This is a genomic window from Providencia sp. PROV208 (assembly GCF_028479465.1).
Classification (GTDB): domain Bacteria; phylum Pseudomonadota; class Gammaproteobacteria; order Enterobacterales; family Enterobacteriaceae; genus Providencia; species Providencia alcalifaciens.
On sequence record NZ_JAMPNS010000015.1, the window covers coordinates 1 to 17361 of the forward strand.

At 36.1% G+C, this 17361-nt stretch carries 20 protein-coding genes; 11 read left to right on the plus strand and 9 right to left on the minus strand.

All coding sequences use genetic code 11. The features are described 5' to 3' along the window. Positions 1–500: 500 nt before the first annotated feature. Entirely contained in the window at positions 501–1118 is a 618-nt protein-coding gene (gene ycaC / locus PR766_RS11450) for an isochorismate family cysteine hydrolase YcaC (protein ID WP_006658954.1), read from the minus strand. Positions 1119–1834: 716 nt separating this feature from the next. On the opposite strand from ycaC, the gene PR766_RS11455 reads away from it, so the two are divergent. Then, positions 1835–2284, plus strand: coding sequence for a carboxymuconolactone decarboxylase family protein (locus PR766_RS11455; RefSeq protein ID WP_006658953.1), 450 nt, complete (start codon positions 1835–1837; stop codon positions 2282–2284). Between the two features lie 476 nt (positions 2285–2760). Then, a complete protein-coding gene (locus PR766_RS11460) occupies positions 2761–3519 on the plus strand; it encodes a YnfC family lipoprotein (protein ID WP_036965888.1) in 759 nt (252 codons plus the stop codon). 86 nt (positions 3520–3605) lie between these two features. On the opposite strand, the gene PR766_RS11465 is transcribed toward PR766_RS11460, so the two are convergent. Beyond that, a complete protein-coding gene (locus PR766_RS11465) occupies positions 3606–3986 on the minus strand; it encodes a DUF805 domain-containing protein (protein ID WP_006658950.1) in 381 nt (126 codons plus the stop codon). A 724-nt stretch (positions 3987–4710) separates the two neighbouring features. Here PR766_RS11465 and PR766_RS11470 point away from each other — a divergent pair. Beyond that, positions 4711–5100 carry a nuclear transport factor 2 family protein gene (locus PR766_RS11470; RefSeq protein ID WP_006658948.1) on the plus strand — a complete coding sequence of 130 codons (390 nt, stop codon included), beginning with the start codon at positions 4711–4713 and terminating at the stop codon, positions 5098–5100. A 64-nt stretch (positions 5101–5164) separates the two neighbouring features. On the opposite strand, the gene PR766_RS11475 is transcribed toward PR766_RS11470, so the two are convergent. After that, entirely contained in the window at positions 5165–6007 is an 843-nt protein-coding gene (locus PR766_RS11475; protein ID WP_006658947.1) for an MBL fold metallo-hydrolase, read from the minus strand. Between the two features lie 207 nt (positions 6008–6214). Here PR766_RS11475 and PR766_RS11480 point away from each other — a divergent pair, with 207 nt between their 5' ends. Together PR766_RS11480 and PR766_RS11485 are read left to right on the plus strand one after the other, a co-directional pair. After that, positions 6215–6553: a GlpM family protein gene (locus tag PR766_RS11480; RefSeq protein WP_036961450.1), complete on the plus strand. Its 339-nt coding sequence runs from the start codon at positions 6215–6217 to the stop codon at positions 6551–6553. 224 nt (positions 6554–6777) lie between these two features. Beyond that, on the plus strand, positions 6778–7113 hold the full coding sequence (locus PR766_RS11485) for a hypothetical protein (RefSeq protein WP_224063590.1): 336 nt from the start codon (positions 6778–6780) through the stop codon (positions 7111–7113). 51 nt (positions 7114–7164) lie between these two features. On the opposite strand, the gene PR766_RS11490 is transcribed toward PR766_RS11485, so the two are convergent. Further along, complete coding sequence (locus PR766_RS11490) at positions 7165–7944, minus strand: class I SAM-dependent methyltransferase (protein WP_006661576.1); 780 nt, start codon at positions 7942–7944, stop codon at positions 7165–7167. A gap of 230 nt (positions 7945–8174) precedes the next feature. Here PR766_RS11490 and PR766_RS11495 point away from each other — a divergent pair, with 230 nt between their 5' ends. Beyond that, complete coding sequence (locus PR766_RS11495) at positions 8175–8519, plus strand: DMT family protein (RefSeq protein WP_006658943.1); 345 nt, start codon at positions 8175–8177, stop codon at positions 8517–8519. A gap of 53 nt (positions 8520–8572) precedes the next feature. On the opposite strand, the gene PR766_RS11500 is transcribed toward PR766_RS11495, so the two are convergent. Beyond that, on the minus strand, positions 8573–9724 hold the full coding sequence (locus PR766_RS11500; RefSeq protein WP_006658942.1) for a pyridoxal phosphate-dependent aminotransferase: 1152 nt from the start codon (positions 9722–9724) through the stop codon (positions 8573–8575). A 278-nt stretch (positions 9725–10002) separates the two neighbouring features. Here PR766_RS11500 and PR766_RS11505 point away from each other — a divergent pair, with 278 nt between their 5' ends. Further along, positions 10003–10512: a DUF1543 domain-containing protein gene (locus PR766_RS11505; RefSeq protein WP_006661577.1), complete on the plus strand. Its 510-nt coding sequence runs from the start codon at positions 10003–10005 to the stop codon at positions 10510–10512. A 58-nt stretch (positions 10513–10570) separates the two neighbouring features. On the opposite strand, the gene PR766_RS11510 is transcribed toward PR766_RS11505, so the two are convergent. Next, the gene (locus tag PR766_RS11510) at positions 10571–10924 is read right to left on the minus strand and encodes a hypothetical protein (RefSeq protein ID WP_154636542.1); all 354 of its coding nucleotides are present in this window, start codon (positions 10922–10924) and stop codon (positions 10571–10573) included. Between the two features lie 346 nt (positions 10925–11270). Here PR766_RS11510 and PR766_RS11515 point away from each other — a divergent pair, with 346 nt between their 5' ends. Next, a complete protein-coding gene (locus tag PR766_RS11515; protein WP_006661578.1) occupies positions 11271–11642 on the plus strand; it encodes a hypothetical protein in 372 nt (123 codons plus the stop codon). Between the two features lie 287 nt (positions 11643–11929). Here the strand turns inward: PR766_RS11515 and PR766_RS11520 are convergent, their stop codons facing one another. Next, positions 11930–12178 carry a DinI-like family protein gene (locus tag PR766_RS11520; protein WP_006658938.1) on the minus strand — a complete coding sequence of 83 codons (249 nt, stop codon included), beginning with the start codon at positions 12176–12178 and terminating at the stop codon, positions 11930–11932. A 658-nt stretch (positions 12179–12836) separates the two neighbouring features. Between PR766_RS11520 and PR766_RS11525 the strand changes: the two genes are divergently transcribed. Together PR766_RS11525 and yddG are read left to right on the plus strand one after the other, a co-directional pair. Next, on the plus strand, positions 12837–14294 hold the full coding sequence (locus PR766_RS11525; RefSeq protein WP_036979442.1) for an alanine/glycine:cation symporter family protein: 1458 nt from the start codon (positions 12837–12839) through the stop codon (positions 14292–14294). A gap of 175 nt (positions 14295–14469) precedes the next feature. Beyond that, on the plus strand, positions 14470–15354 hold the full coding sequence (yddG, locus tag PR766_RS11530; RefSeq protein WP_006661580.1) for an aromatic amino acid DMT transporter YddG: 885 nt from the start codon (positions 14470–14472) through the stop codon (positions 15352–15354). A 1-nt stretch (position 15355) separates the two neighbouring features. On the opposite strand, the gene PR766_RS11535 is transcribed toward yddG, so the two are convergent. Beyond that, positions 15356–15817 (minus strand): DMT family transporter, encoded by a 462-nt coding sequence (locus tag PR766_RS11535; RefSeq protein ID WP_154636543.1) that lies wholly within the window; start codon positions 15815–15817, stop codon positions 15356–15358. A gap of 4 nt (positions 15818–15821) precedes the next feature. Beyond that, the gene (locus PR766_RS11540) at positions 15822–16274 is read right to left on the minus strand and encodes a DMT family transporter (RefSeq protein ID WP_006661581.1); all 453 of its coding nucleotides are present in this window, start codon (positions 16272–16274) and stop codon (positions 15822–15824) included. Positions 16275–16372: 98 nt separating this feature from the next. On the opposite strand from PR766_RS11540, the gene PR766_RS11545 reads away from it, so the two are divergent. Beyond that, on the plus strand, positions 16373–17329 hold the full coding sequence (locus tag PR766_RS11545) for a LysR family transcriptional regulator (RefSeq protein WP_036961367.1): 957 nt from the start codon (positions 16373–16375) through the stop codon (positions 17327–17329). Positions 17330–17361: the final 32 nt, after the last annotated feature.

Here is a 17361-nt window from a genome sequence, read left to right on the forward strand (position 1 = left end):
TTAAACACATGTAATTTATTACGTAGTGTGATTAATAACGGGAGCCTAAGGGTTCCCATTTTTTACTATTACTATTAAAACAGTTATCAAAACTAAATGTGTTTCATCATGTATTAATTTAAAAAAACAGTTTATTTTTCTATTTAACGGTATTCACATTTTAAATTTAGAATTATAGTGTTTTTTACCTTAACCTAAATTTAATGGGTGAAACTCATGGATACGGAAAAGAAGATTCAAAAAACTATTCTAAGGTTATCATTGTGTAGTTTTCTTTTATTTATTAAAGGTAAGTATGAGTATGACTCAATTAATCACTCATGTTAGATAGTCTCTACGGGTTTACCATTTAATTAATGTCAAAAGCTAAAGGTTAGTAAAGAGAAACCTGATTTAGTAGAAACAAAAATAGCAGATAATGAAAAATAATGAATGTGCTACGAGCTAATTTTTAGAATGACACCATTATATTATGGCGTCATTCTAATTGAATATAGACGTTATTTTAATGAGTCAAAACTGGTCATTAAATTCCGATAGTCAGGTATATGGTTAGAGAATAGAGTACCTAAACCAACAATATCATTTCTCCAGTCCCTATGAAGTTCACAAGCCGCACCAAACCAGCTCATCATCTGAGCCCCTGCTTGGGACATTCTATCCCACGCAGCGTCTCGAGTGATTGGATTAAATGTGCCTGAAGCATCAGTGATAACAAACACTTCATATCCTTCCTCTAAGGCGGAGAGTGCAGGAAAGGCCACGCAAACTTCAGTAACAACACCAGCGATAATTAATTGTTTTTTTCCAGTTGCCTTCACGGCTTTTACAAAATCTTCATTATCCCAAGCATTGATTTGACCCGGTCTAGCAATATAGGGTGCATCAGGAAACATTTCCTTTAATTCAGGAACTAGCGGTCCGTTTGGACCATTTTCAAATGAAGTAGTGAGAATGGTGGGAAGATTAAAATATTTAGCTGAATCAGCTAAGGCTAATACGTTGTTTTTGAATTTATCAGGATCTTGGTCACGAACAAGGGAAAGCAGCCCAGCTTGATGATCTACGAGTAAAACAGCAGCATTATCTTTATCGAGTCGATTGTATTTAAAGCTCATGTTAATTCTCCTAATTACCAGCGTTGAAATAGAATATCAATCTTAATTAGCCCTGATTGATATTTATACATACTAGCGGAAGAAATTTAGAATAATAGCGAATAAAGGCAATCAAAGGATCCAAATAAATTGAATGACTTTTCCCTACAGACTAAATAATTAGCCTGAGCTCAATCGAACATCTACCTCAATAAGCTGCTTAGTGTGGCTTTTTAATGGATTAAAATATTCCAAAAAAATAAAAAAAGCCTTAACAGCAACAGCGGTTAAGGCAAAAAGGTTACAAAACCTCACATTTCCATTTGTACACAGCAGTTTCCATCTACACACTGAGTAATCAGTGCGGGATAAATATATTCAAGATTAATTTAGTTGTAAAACTGTTATTAATGGTAATTTAAATCACCAAAACAGGTAAGTGGTGAAAGTTCTCATTCAGACTCAACGTAACTGATTGGATTTATTATATATGCTACCTCATATTCCTCGCGCGTGCTGTAAGTACGGTTGAGGTAAGATAACCACTGGTCGTAGTGACCACTGGCTCTCTCATATGAACACAGGGAAGGAGTCTTACACGCTAGGTAAAAGCCGTCATGGCGTGAGTTTTATCCGTGTTCATATTGTTCCAAATGTATGTACCACACAATGATGATAGATGGGTTTTATAGAAACTGGTTATATGTATTTAATTACAATATAACTCGGAGTGTATAATGACTAGAGTTTCATTATCTAAGAATTCACCTAATGCCTATAATAAGTTGATTGAGATTAGTAATAATATTGATGAGCAAGCAATATCATTAGGATTAGATGTCGGTTTTATTCATTTGCTTAAATTGAGAATATCTCAAATTAACGGATGCGCATTTTGCGTGAGACTTCATACTCAAGATGCACAAAAGTGTGATGTTAGTATTGATAAAATCGCACTGGTTACAGTGTGGGAAGAAGCTGGTTATTTCTCACAAAAAGAAAAAGCGGCGTTCTTATTGGCTGAATCAGTCAATATGATCCATGCTGGGCATATACCTACCGAAATTTATGAAAAAGCCGCAGAATATTGGAGTGAGGAGCAGCTAGCATTAATCGAATGGTTATCTATTATCATTGGTTCTTTTAATCGTATTGCCATTGCTAGCCGCTATAGTGTGAAGCCATAATAATGTTTAGTTTTTAAACTCGGATGGCTGCCAGTGTGCAGCCTTTTTTAATAATAAAAATACTTAATCTATACACTCTAGCCCTTATTATTTCATTTATTAGGTAGATTTATAAAGGCTAGTCAATTTCCGATGGTTTTGACTTTTTATGTCAAGAATATTAGGAATAAAACTTGTAGCTAAATTATCGCATAGGCTTTCATTTCGGTAGGGCATTCTGCATGGATGAAATTATTAAGACGTAATTTTCATATTATCTAAAGATTATCCTAATACGAAATTTTCAAGGAAAAGATATACGTATAAGTACGTATTTTGATTTAGTATCAGATTGAAAATGACGCTGGAAGTTAGTTTGATAAATGTTAAGATGATAAAGAATATTTATAGTAAAAATAATAATGTAAACAAAAATTAGAAAAACAGCTTTAAACTTCAGAACACAGCAAATGAGCATATTGAGGTATAAGAATTATATGAATAACAAATGCATAGTTTCAATTATTCAATTCGCGCTATTTTCTGCCTCTTTCCAGTCACTGGCATTTCAAAAAGATGAGTATAATCCAATTGTATTTAATTTTGCTCAACTCTATGATTTTAATCCAGTTAAAGGTAATGTTAAAGAGTTAAATACGATGGTTTACAATGATGATGAAACCATTAATTATCAGTCAACTTTAAATATTGGTCGTGATGGTTGTGTTGATAGTTTTTCTTTCAGTCAAAAGAAAGATGAGCATTTAAATAGCATAGATAACTGGCTTTTAGTCAAACGCGAAAAAAACAAATTAGTGGGCTCAGATGCTAATGGTCCAGTCGAAATGGAAGTTGCAGCAAATTGTTTGATTGTTTCAAGAGCTGATAGTAATGGTAAGTTAATATACCAGTATAACAATGATGGAATCATCATAGGTTCGATGAATGCTGAGCCGAGAGTTCAATACAGTAAAAATACATACAATAAGAATAAACTGCCTGAGACTATAAAATATTATAAAGATAATGTTGTATTCTCTGAAACTATTCTTAGCTATGGAAACGATATTACAAAGCCATTTGACCTTCAAATGGAAATAAAAGCATTAGGTTTACCTATTCTATTTGTTGACTCCAAGTGTGATTATGACAAGCAAAACATTGCCCATAGGTGCAATTTTATACTTACGGTAGTATCTAATGGAAAAATGATGAAGTTACCGAAAAGAAGCACAACGGAAGCAGTATTTTACTAGTTGGAATCGACGAGAAAAATGAATAGAACAAAGAAAATCTTAATATGTGGGGAAATCGCCCCTTAAATTTATAAGGGGCAGTGATATTATGCTTTTGGATCTGGGCCAAAACGGTTATCGCCTTTAGTACCGTCTAAGCACATAAAAACGAGTAATACAATTCCACCAAAAGGAATGAAAGCTATCAGATACCACCAGCCTGATTTTTCAGTGTCATGCAAACGGCGTACAGAAACAGCAATAGATGGAACGATAGTGGCTAGTGCATAAATTCCCAGTAAAATTCCTACAATAATTCCTAAACCACCTACTTCACCCGTCGTGTAATCAATAGATGAAAACATTAATGAGTATAACACCATAATAATAATGGTATTGATTAAAGTGAACATCCAATATTCTTGACGTCTAGCGCGTCCTTCGAAATTAGCATAGTTATTTTTGATGACTTCTAAATACCAATTCATGTTTATTCCTTAACGAAGATTTGAGTTGTGAGTATAGGTAGAGTTTAAATTTGTGTAAATCAGCATTATCTGTATATTTCAACCTAACAGTAAGAAAACTCTCAATAAATCATTTTTTTATTAACTAGAACTACCTATTGAAAAATGCATATTTTCAAAACTTTACATTAATTTTAGCAGCTAATTCTGTTTTATTAAAAGATTATGCTGATTTTTTTTGTGAAAAATTCCCCTGTAAGAAGGAATAAAAATAGTGTAATCCTCGATTTGAGAAACAAACATAAATTAGGATGGTTGCGAGAAATAATAGGCTAAAACCCACAGCAATATGTAACCAAGTAAAATAGAACTCAATTCCTTCCGTTGGGATAACACCATTTTTGCTAACGAACATCCAATTACTAATGATGATCTGTGTAAAAACCAGAAACAGGATCAGACAGTGTGTTAATTGAACAACAGAGTTTGATAAAGACTAAAGAACTGCCAGATAGATTTAAGTAATTTCATATAATTCAATAAAATAATTAAGTTTTCTATGTTTTATCCCTTCTGTTTATGAGCTTCAACAGATTTATTGTAGTAATAGAAATTAGCTGAGTTAGCTTGTGAAAGGTAAGTGAGAAGAATTATTAGTTAATAGTGTTTAGATGGTTGAAAACGGGAGGAACGACCCGAATATAGTGTCAATAAATGAAGAAAAATATCTTACCAAAGGTTAATTATGGACAAAATAGCATTTGTAGAACGAGCATTAAACTCAGTTTTGGGTGAAAAGCTGGGGGATTTAGAGGTCATAAAACAATATTTCTCATCGGATTATGTACAAGTCGTTGATGGGAAGCAAATTGACTTTACTCTGTTTTATGCCCATATGAGAGCGTTAAAGGAAGCGACAGAAAATATCTCTATTGAAATAAAATCTATTGCGGAAGGTAAAAATTGCGTTCATACACAGCATATTGCTAGAGCGGTGAAAAAAGATGGCTCTACGAGTGAATTTGAAGTATTTGCTTGCTTTCAATTAATGAATGGAAAGATTATTCGTTGTGAGGAACTGACAAGAATGCTTGCAGGTTCAAAACATGATAATGATCTAGGCTCAAGAACATAAAAGAATACAGGTTCAATCAAAATAAAAAAATGCCGCTAATTAGCGGCATAGTGTAGAAATTCAATCATGCAGGATAGGTCAATTGCATGCCTGTTCCAACTTCTTGGACAGGTGCATGTCTGGACAAATGAATTTTAGCCGCCAAATCAGTACAATGACATGGGTGAATATGTAATAAATTCTGTTTTTTAAAATATTCGCTAGTCTGGTTTAGCAATTCATCAGAGGCTTTTTGTAAATGAAAACCGCCGATAACAGTCACTATTTTATCTATTTTAGTCACTCGCTTTGCATGTTCGACAATATTACAGATCCCTGAGTGTGAACACCCTGTAATAACGATTAACCCTTCAGAGGTTTTTATCGCTAGGGCGCTGTCATCGAGAACATAATCGTCAACACTATTGTTGTTATCATCAATTGTTTTTCCTACAGGCTCTTTTCCTTCAAAAGTGTTATCTCTCGGAATTTCACCTAAAAAAATGACATTCTCAGAGAGATAATAAGCTTCTTTAGTTTCAATTGTGTCAAAGTAGGCAGTTAGAACATTCTTGGGGGTATTCGCACCAATGACTTTGGAGTGATAACTTTTTGGTTGTAATGCATCTGGATGATAAATTAATTTTTTGGTTTGCTGTGATTCAACATTTCGACGATCTAAATACTGAATAAGGTGGTTAATGCCCCAAGTATGGTCATTGTGGCCATGGGAAAGAACAAGATCAGTAATTTGAGCAAGGTCGATATTTAAGATATTGGCATTATCGATGAAGACATCTGAATAGCCAGTATCAAATAGGATTTTCTTACCATCAACTTCAATGTGATAACAAACGGCGGGCTCGCCACAGAAATAGCTATCAATTAATGTGTTGTTATCAACCAGTACAGAAATTTTTATTGTCATTTTTATCTCTTAAGTTAGTTCTTAATCGAGGTAGTTATATCAGAATAAAAGCAAAAAATATTCAATGATGGATAAACATTGGGAACGTGAAAGATTAGGCGTTTAAATATGTGATCGAAGAAGGTATGTTTGCGAAAGTGATCTAGCTAGTGTGAAGGATTTAGAGTGATAATAAGTAAAAATACAATTGATAATGTAGAGTTTGCCATGTTTGCTTTATTAATAAAATGCTTGTTTGGCGCATTAGCCGTGTTGATTATTGCGGTATTATCACGCAGCAAAGTTTACTATATTGCTGGATTAGTGCCATTATTTCCCACTTTTGCTTTGATTGCTCATGTCATTGTGGTCCAAGAACAGGGCGTTGAAGCATTAAGAAAAACTGCACTATTTGGCTTGTGGTCGTTAATTCCATATGCCATGTACTTAGTCACCGTTTATGTATTTGCAACAAAATTAACCCCTTGGATTTGCTTAAGTTTAGCCACTTTAGTTTGGGTGATTACAGCAGCTGTTTTAGTTTATTTTTGGCAGATGACTCAGTAAATAGGGTAAGGCTGACGCTTTTCAGGTGTTAATTAAATAAAAAGTGCGATTCTTGACATTTAAATCTAAATACAATGATTATGTGTTTAATTTACACTCGAATTATTTTTTAGACAATTTATAATAATAGTCAGTGTTTCCCAATCAGTCATTTATAGAGAAAAATGTTACTAAGAGTCCTAGTATTATTACTAGTTGCTGGTTGTTCCTACATAGCGGGTGTGATGACAGAAGTTTCTTCAAATACTGAGATGGACGCCGAGAGTAAAGTTAAAAGCGCCGTTGAAGATTTTCTTATCTATCCTTCTACAGCAACATATAAAAATGTTAAGTATCATGTCCTGAATCAAAATGAGGAGGGGGATGAGACGGGATATTATTGTGGCGAGGTTTTTGGTTTTGAAGATGGTTTACCTTATGGATATAAACGATTTATTGTTCGCTTACATAAAAATGCAGAAGGTAAAACAATAGTATCCATCCCATTAGTTGAAAAAGTTGATGATATTGTACCTGTTGAGCAATTTGATCCTATTTGGGAGCGATATTGTAATCGGTAACAAATCAAAGAGGGCGGGTTAATTTTTTAGTATTTAACCTGCCTCTTCATTTTATGGTTTCATGGCTAACGTCGCTAGGAATGTAGGCAAAAAATTGTCGATAACAAAGCGAGGATTTGGCTGCCAGTCCTCTTGAAAACCTGTAATAGTAAAGCCTGCTTGTATTTGCCCACCAATTAAATCAGTGAGTGAATGACCAAAAACAAATGCCTCTTGCTTCTCTTGTTTTGCCGCTATCTGTTCTGAGGATAGATTATCTAATTCAGAAAATGGCATGGTGTAGCGAGGTTTAATAATGGTGTTTTCTTCTGGACGCTTTTCTCTATCATCAATAAAAACCACTGGATTGAAAAAGCTTGAAAGTAAACGACCTTGCGGTTTAAGCACGCGAAAACATTCCTGCCAGACAGGATTTACATCAGGAATATATAAGTTTGAAATAGGATGAAAAATAATATCAAACATATTATCTGCAAACACAGTGAGATTGCGCATATCTCCTTGTACAACATTCAATTCTAAATTATCCCGTTCAGCAACCATCTTATCTTGTTCTAATTGTTTCACGGATAAATCAAAAACAGTCACAATCGCACCTGCAGCAGCTAGAACTGGCGCTTGCTGACCACCAGCCGAGGCTAAACAAAGAATGTGTTTTCCTTTTACGTCACCAAGCCAAGTTTTATTCAGAGGGGAGGGTGTTAGATGGATTTGCCAGTTTCCCTTTTTTGCTTTTTCAATTGTTTTTGAATCAACAGGAATAGACCATGCTTGTTGCGATATTGCTTGTTTATCCCAAGCTTGTTGATTAGCGGTAATATAATCCGTCATAAATTGTACCTTTAAATACATTAATTGGTGTTATTGTAATCATGAAAAGATTAAAGTAAATCAAAATGTACTAATAAATACACTTTTATGTGTGGGAATAAATGCAATCTATGTGTGGCAGTGCTAGAAAATAGGGCGTGAATTTAATTAGATTGATTTAGGAAGGTGATTGAAATCATAGTGGGTTATTCGCATAATATGGGTCTATTCGAACTTTCAATTGGTTCATCATGTTAGCAAAATTTTATCCTGTCATATTATTGGTTATATCCAATGTATTTATGATGTTCGCTTGGTATGGGCATCTAAAATTTACTAATAAGCCTTTGTATATCGTTATTTTTGTCAGTTGGCTAATTGCATTTGTAGAATACTGTTTTGCAGTGCCAGCGAATCGCCTTGGTCATCAGTATTACAGTGCTGCTGAGTTAAAAACGATGCAGGAAGTGATTACATTATGTGTGTTTGTTGGATTCTCAGTGCTTTATTTGGGGGAAAGCCTGACAATTAATCACATTATTGGCTTCATCCTCATTTTTGCAGGGGCATTCTTTATTTTTAAAGGACCTTTTTAATTCAAAGCATCTTCTCAGAGTAGAAGATGCTTTGTCGATAAGTTAAGTGCTCTCTACACCCAGCCTTTTTGGCGAAATTCTTTCAGCACTGCTACGAATTGTTCCATTTCTTGTGGCGTTCCTAGTGTTAAGCGATTCCAGCCAACAACAGGTGGAAATTCTCTACCGACCATGATATTGGCATCTTGCATGTGTTGCTTATAAGCTTTTACATCACCTTTTACTTTATGGAAAATAAAGTTAGCTTGTGATGGTGCATATTCCAAGCCTAATTCATTCAACGCCGTTTCTACGATTTTTCGTGAAAGATTGTTGGATTGCAGGCTGTATTCGAGGAATTTATGATCTTTTAATGAGGCAATTGCAGCTGCTGCCCCTGCTGTATTGGTATTATCAATGGAGATAAATTCATCCACAGAAGCGATAACGTCAGGAGCTGCAATACCATAGCCTACACGCAGACCAGCTAATGCATAAATTTTTGAGAAAGTGCGCGTCACAATCAGATTTTTTTGTCCTGCCTTTACCAACTCAATCGCACTGATAAATTGAGGGTCTTGAACAAACTCTGCATAGGCTTCATCGACAATAAAGAATTGTTTATCTGACTCTTTTTTCATCCAACTATCAAGATGGCTATGAGGTGTGATCATTGCCGTTGGGTTATTTGGGTTACAAATATAGATAATGGAGAGACCATCGAAGCTATTTGCCAGCTGTTCCATTTTTACCAGGTCAAAACTGAGATCCGATTTTAGTGGAACTTTCGTGATTTCAACACCCAATGGTAGCGCATAGAGCTCAGCATAGTTAAAGGTTGGATCCGGCGTGACGAGCTGAATTTTTATGTTCTGTTTTCTTGCTTTATTCGCCAGCATAGCAACCGCTGCTTGAATGGTTTCTGATGAACCATTTCCTAAGGTGACGTTTTTACCTTCTAAACCATGTAGCGTACCGACGTTATTAATAAGTTCGGAACGTGCTGCATCAGGGTAACGGAATGCGCCAGGTAAAGCGTCAATGACAGCTTTTTGAGCGCTCGGTGACATTCCTAACGAATTTTCATTAAAGTTTAATAATAAAGGATGTTGAATACTCGGCGCTGCTAATGTCGCCGTTTTTGCACTTGCTTGATTTAAAACGGAATTTAGTGCTAGTCCACCTGCGATAAGTGAACTTGATCTTAAAAATGAACGACGATCCATAGTGTGTCCCTGAAATATATTTTTAAAGTCTAATTAGATTACTCGAAATAATTCAATTGTAAATAAATATATAGTTGAAGTGATTTTTTATTCACTGTGTTATGGGTATGTAAAGTTAAATTATTTTGGGTGGATTAATGATTCGCATATAATGAATTGATATTTATAGTAAATTTAGGTTATTGCTAAATTAGCCGTAAAAAAGCAATGATTGCATATTGAATTGATATGGTTGTATATTAATGTATATAATGATGGTCAATCATAGAGAGATAATAATGAAATTATTTATGTTTTATGTTGGTGGGAATGCTGGAAAATCAAACATTGAAGTACATGATGTACAGTTTGCTGCAGTCGATAAACCGGAAGAGGCTTGGCCACTATTACGAGATGCTTGGTTTGGTGATAAAGATAAAATTCATGTGGATGGGTATGCAGATGTAAATTGGGTTGATGGATTCGACATCAGTTTGAGCAAAGAGTCATCAGGTAGTGAGTATAAACTCTATTTTATCAATGTCGGAGGGTACACTTTATCAACACTTGCAGAATTGCATGAATTTGATTTGTTTGTGGCGAAAACGGCACAAGAGGCAAAACAAAAAGCCATTAGCCAATTATTAGTGGGGAGTCAGCAGCAACATAAAGACAATTTAAAAGATGTTGATGACTGTCTATTATTACAAAAAGTCGGTGAGTATTATATTCATTTAACTAAGAATGAAAATGGAAAAAAACCTTCGCCATTATGGCAAGGGTATTTACCGATAGGGACAAATAGCTGATTGATATTTAATAGCCAGTATATCGTAGATTTACTGGCTATATTTATTCAATGCCTTTTTATTGATTTTCTTGGGTGTTTACATTAGGCGTAATTTCAATTACCGCGACTTTTACCATATAGGTTTTATTATTTTCTCCTTTAGGGAGCTCGGCTGTAATTTTCTTTAAAGCCTCTTCTGGCTGTGCTGTTTGAACGGATGTCGAAAACTGCACCATACCTTGATTACGACCCATATACTGACCCCGATAGTGAGTGTCACAAGGACGGTCATACTGTGTTTGGTTCTGTCCATTACACCATGGTCCGTTAGCGTTGGCGCTACGATGAAATCCATTACCATGATAGGCAAATGTTGAGAAACTAATGGCTAATAAACTTCCAACTAGAATAAGTGATTTTAAATTTTTCATTGTGCTTCTCCTCTATATTTAATTCTAGTTTGTCATCAAGGGTTTTGATTTCAATTCAATTTACTTAAATATAGGGATGTTTCATATTTAGGACACAGTTATTCATTATTTCTTCACGATGATAAAAATTTGTTAAATAGGTAATGAAATATGAATTTATTTTTGCTTTTTAAAGGCTGCTTTTTATAAAATATAAATTTAAAAATGTAAAATCAATTAATTTTAATGACAAAAAACGTATAGAGCTTTTTGTGCGACATTGATCTCAGAGTGCTTATTATCAATAAAACAAAAGTGTTAACATAATGGTGTGTGCTAATCGCTGTAAGATAAGAAGGATTTAAGCGTGAAACGTATAAAAAGTAAGCTACTGATCGTTATTCTACTCGCCCTTGGGGCATTTGCTTATCAATTTTACACAACGATCGGTGATAGCGATGTCACTAAACAAGCTGAAAAGTTGATTGAAAGTAAGCTTGGTTCTACTGAACCATTGGTTTTTGAGAATGTAAACATCGTTCTAAAAAGTGAATTTAAAGAAGGCGAAAGTTATCGTGTTTGTGGTTCTTATCAAATCGCGAATCAAAGTGATAAATTGCCGTTTGTTGCCAGTGTTAATGTTCAGAATGGTAAATTTACAGAACATAACCAATTGATTACGAGTGATACACCAGAATTACGTGCAGCGATTGTAACATTGTGTGAAAAATCACAGTGATGCCTTATTTCACGCATTTCATGATTAAGGCGGCTATGTGTTTACCTGATTTTTCCCATAAAAAAAGCCAGTATAAATACTGGCTGCTATAAATTAGCAAAAGCAATGTAAATGAAAATTCGTTATATACATTATCATATAACGGTAAAAAGAAAAGGGCTTTTGGGCAAAGTTGGTTAGCATAATCGCTAACTATGATCTTGATCAGTATTTGAAATTAACCAGAAAGGTTTTTGGGGAGTACCAGCCTGATGAAAATGGCAGGCTGGTAAATAAAACGACGGAAATTAAGCCTTTAACCAATGACCGTGATGGAAGACATCTTCAACCAATTCATGCAAAACAATGTGTGCTTCTTTATCATCATGGAAACCTTTAGTGTCAAAGGTTGTTGCACCACTGTCATGTGTGATAACAAGGTTGCTACCAGGGTAGACTTCTAAAACCCTAGCGTGCAATTCAGCGGCAAATGCGTCATAGGATTTTTCGGCGAGTGTTGAAACGAGATCGTCAGAAACTTTAATGTGGATTTCCATATATTACCCTTTGATGTAAAAAGCAAATTAGCGATAAGTGTATTGTCATCATAAAATATTAGCAATAATCTTATTATGATGATACCAAAAAGATTATTTTGTGTGGGAATCTATCTAAAATGGCAAGTCTAAATAAGTGATTAAGCTAAAATAAAAGTTAATTTATACTTAATTTTTATCTCCCAAGTCTATTCGCTAAAATAATAAATATCCGAACTTAATTAACGATTTAATTTAAAAAACGCTTAATTTTATTTTTTTAAATATATTTTCATGTAATTAACATTTATTTTTTTTGATTAAAAAAAGATAAAGTTGGTTAAAAAATACCTTAATTTTAATCATATGATTAAAATTAAGTCTGACATCGTTGCGTTATCATTAATTCATTGATTTTAAATATTAAATTACTCATATATTTTGTATTGGTTAGCTTTTTTTACATCAGTATTAAGTCTTTCATAGAATCTGCACTAGAAAAAAATTTACAGAGAAAGCAAAAAAAATATAATCCATGGGTCTTGTTTAATAACATGGATTATACATGCTGAACCATTCATGGTTTGCGTTTTTATGTGTTTAATTACTTAAATGATATGGAGCTAAATAACTAACCGACTAATTACGTAATTAGTGGATACAATAAAAGGAGCATAATTTGATAGTATATATAAACTCAATCAGTAATTTTATTTGGACCTCAATATTAATTTATTTATTACTTGGCGCTGGATTATATTTTACAATACGATCTAAATTTATTCAGTTTAGACATTTTGGTCACATGTTTGGAGTGCTTAAAAATAGTACCCGTTCAGACAGCTCAGGTATTTCTTCATTTCAAGCATTGTGTACAAGTTTAGCCGCTCGAGTCGGTACTGGAAACTTAACGGGTGTTGCTATCGCTATTACAGCAGGTGGTCCAGGCGCCATATTTTGGATGTGGGTTGTTGCACTCTTAGGTATGGCAACGTCATTCATTGAATGTACATTAGCACAGCTCTATAAAACGAAAGATGATCAAGGCAATTATCGTGGCGGACCCTCTTATTATATGCAGAAGGGCTTAAAACAACGCTGGATGGGGGTCTTATTCTCTATTTTCTTAATCATTGCATTTGGTTTGGTTTTTAATGCAGTACAAGCGAACTCAATCGCACAAGCAACTGCTGTGGCATTTGATTTTAACCCACTCTATGTTGGAATTGCTTTAGTGATTCTCAGTGGCACCATTATTTTTGGTGGATTAAGATCAATTGCCAAAGTCGCTGAATTTGTTGTACCCATTATGGCGATTGCTTACTTACTGCTCGCATTTTGGGTGGTCGGGCAAAATATTGAGCGCTTACCCGATGTCTTTATGTTAATTTTCCGCAGTGCATTTGGCTTGCAAGAGGCCGCTGGTGGTGCACTCGGTTATGGGATTGCCCAAGCCATGACTCAAGGGATCCAACGTGGATTATTTTCGAATGAAGCCGGTATGGGATCTGCACCGAATGCAGCCGCATCTGCCTCACCTTATCCTCCGCATCCAGCTTCACAAGGCTATGTTCAAATGCTAGGCGTATTCCTTGATACCATTGTAATTTGCAGTGCAACCGCGATTATTATTTTAGCGTCGGGGGTATTAGATGGACCTGTAGATAAAATCAATGGCATTGAGTTGACTCAGATGGCGTTATCTTCCGCGGTCGGCAGTTGGGGAAGCATCTTTATTGCTATCGCAATATTCTTCTTCGCCTTCACCTCAATTATTGCCAATTATGCGTATGCAGAAAGCAATATGATTTTCTTGGAAAATAACCACACCGCAGGACTGTTTCTTTTCCGTTTAGCGACATTAGGAATGGTGATGTTTGGCGCATTAGGTGAGATGCCCCTTATTTGGAAACTTGCCGATGTTTCAATGGGCTTAATGGCGATCACCAACCTGATTGCAATTTTGTTGTTGTCAGGTGTCGCGTTCAAATTGGCAAAAGACTATAACCAACAATTGAGCGCAGGGAAGGTTCCAACATTTGATATTAATGATCATCCTGAACTGAAGAAACAGCTTAACGATGGTATTTGGGAAAAAGAGTCAGTTAAGCAATGGGTTAAGCATCAAGCTCATTAATTGATGATTAAACATAGGTATAAACGTAAAAGTGCCTGGGTGTATTCCTAGGCACTTTTTTATTGAAATAAAGGGTGGATAAATATAAAAAACTTGCTTTATTGCTCTCAAAGCGTAAGGTTTTGAAGGAAAATTGTCATCGATATAAATGCGAAATAAGGTGTTGATTAGGAAGATGAAACTCGGGCGACATGCAGCAACCTTTTATGGGGTAGTCTCTATTTTATTGTGGAGTACCATGGTAGGGCTTGTGCGTAGTACAAGCGAAAACTTTGGTCCCATTGGCGGTGCCGCATTGATTTATTCCATTGGTAGCCTTGTTTTAGTGGCTGTGATGGGGTTACCGAAAATTCACCTTTTTCCTAAACGCTATTTGTTCTGGGGCGCATTTTTATTTGTGAGTTATGAAATCTGCTTTATTTTAGCATTAGGGCTTGCAAATAACCGTCAACAAGCGATTGAACTCGGGATGGTCAATTATTTGTGGCCGAGCTTTACGATAGCCTTAGCCGTCTTATTTAACCGGCAACGTTTTAGCGTATTGTTGATTATTGGCTTAATTTTGGCATTCGTGGGACTGCTGTGGGTAATCTCTGGGGACCAACCATTATCGTTGAACGCGATTTTATCGAATATTCAAAGTAACCCTCTTAGCTATGCCTTAGCGTTTATTGGCGCTTTGTTATGGGCGTTTTATAGTAACATCACGAAACGCATGTCGAATGGCTGCAATGGAATGGTATTGTTTTTTATTATGACATCCATTGGGCTATGGATGCTGTTTATATTCTCGACGCCTGCGCCATTTAATATCAGTGTGAACAGTGTCAGCTTACTGCTCGTTACGGCGATTGCAACTGGTGGTGCAAATGCGCTCTGGACCGTTGCAATTATCAAAGGTAACGTGGCTTTTCTTGGTACGCTTTCTTACTTTACGCCGGTGATCTCTACAGCTTTTTCGTCGATGTTATTGAGTACGGCGTTAACATTAGGTTTCTGGCAAGGGGTTTTGATGGTGACGATAGGATCAATAACCTGTTTTATCGCCACAAGACGATGATTTAATTTTGGGCACTAACCTTTTTGCAAGCTAGCTTATTGGGTGCATAGTGCACGCCAATAGCGGCAAAAATGAAAATAATACCCAGTAGCTGCACGCTTATTTGTTCTGGCAAGCCATGTTGCACAATGTCAATCACCACACTGGAAAGCACCTGACCACTTATCGCAAAAATAGTGGTGAGTGTTGCGCCCAGTAATGGCAGTATATAGCTGTTAATCATCACAAAACATGCCCCAATGACACCGCCAGCAAATGCCATAAGCGGAATATTCTCGTAACCAATTTTAAATGGTATTTGTGCGAACCACATGATAATACTCAGAAATAAAAAGCCCACAACATGATTAATAAGGGAAGCATAAAAGGCATTACTGACTTGAGATAGGCATCCATTAAGGCTGCGGCTCAGGATAATACACATGCCATTAGACAGTGCAATCATAATAAAAAACAGTAACATATATTTATCTTCCCATAATGATCAATGTTGAGCCAAGCAGTAGAAATAACACCGTGAGATAATCCTTCTTGGCTATTTTTCGCTGGGCTAATCCTAAAAGTCCCATATGATCAATCAGTAATCCTGTCACGATTTGCCCTGTTAGCATCAATACAATTGAGCCTGAAAGTGAAAGTGGGCTATTGACAGTGATAGCCGCGAGTAACACCGTAAAGGCACCGGGGATCCCGCCGAGATAACTCCAGTGAGGTATTTTTTTAGCTGGCTTTCCTTTACCAAATCGTTTTTTCACGACCAACCAAATCAATACAGCAACCATACTGCCGATTCCATGGGTTAGCCAAGAGGCTTGTAACGGCGAGGTAAACGTAGACAAATAACTGTTGCTCATGATCATCAATGTCAGTAATACACCTGAAAATACAGCAACTAGAGAAAGCACAATATCTTTTTTCATTTTCATTAATACAGGACGAGTGATTGGCAAAGTATAGGGATTGTCAGCATGAAGAAAAACCGCTATAAAAGAAAAACTCTGTTTCCTAAGGATTGACAATGACTGGCGTGGATTATGCATTACTGCCCATTTTTATCGCGATTGTAGAGCAAGGCAGTTTAACTAAAGCTGCAGATTCCCTGCATATGACAAAGTCGGCAATCAGTAAAAAATTAATGGCGTTAGAGGCAAGTACGGGGATCCGCCTGATTACTCGCTCGACTCGACATTTACAACTGACAGAAGCTGGAGAGCTTTATTATGCTTACTTAAAAAAGGCTCATCGGGCTATTGATGACGGTAACGCAGCACTTTCCCGTTACAGTGGTGCGGTAGATGGAACCTTAAAAATCAGTGCGCCAACCGTTTTTGGTCATCTTCATCTGACGGCTCTGCTACCTGAATTTCTGAAATGTTGGCCGCAATTGAATGCTGAGCTCGTATTTGACGATAAGCTGGTGGATTTAGTCGGAGAGGGGTTTGATATGGCAATCCGAATAGGCGAATTAAAGGATTCCTCATTAGTCTCGCGAACCTTATCCCCCTGTCACAGTGTCTTGTGTGCTTCCCCCATATGGTTAGAAGAACATGGCAGCCCCCAGAACCTTGACGAATTAGCAGGACATAATTGCCTTTTATACAGTTATTATCAGGCGGGGCAAACATGGTTATTTACGCATCAGGGGAAAATGGTTCGATTTACACCCACAGGAAATTTCCGCGCAAATAATAGCTTAGCGTTGCACCAAGCTGCTTTACAAGGATTAGGTGTTTGCCAACTACCTCAATTTATTGCCGCGCCCGACATCTTGGCTGGGCGATTAATAACGGTACTACCGGAATACCATTTACCGCAGCATCATATTTATGCAGTTTATCCAAACCGAGAGTTTTTGCCTAAAAAGGTGTCAGCCTTTCTTGATTTTCTACAAGAAAAGTTGGGAAAAACAAGTGGCTATCAGAGACGGTATGAGCTGAATTTATCGCAAGGTAAGAAAGGTGATGAAAACGCCTAATGTCAGCAGCATCCTAACATTAGGCGGTTAAC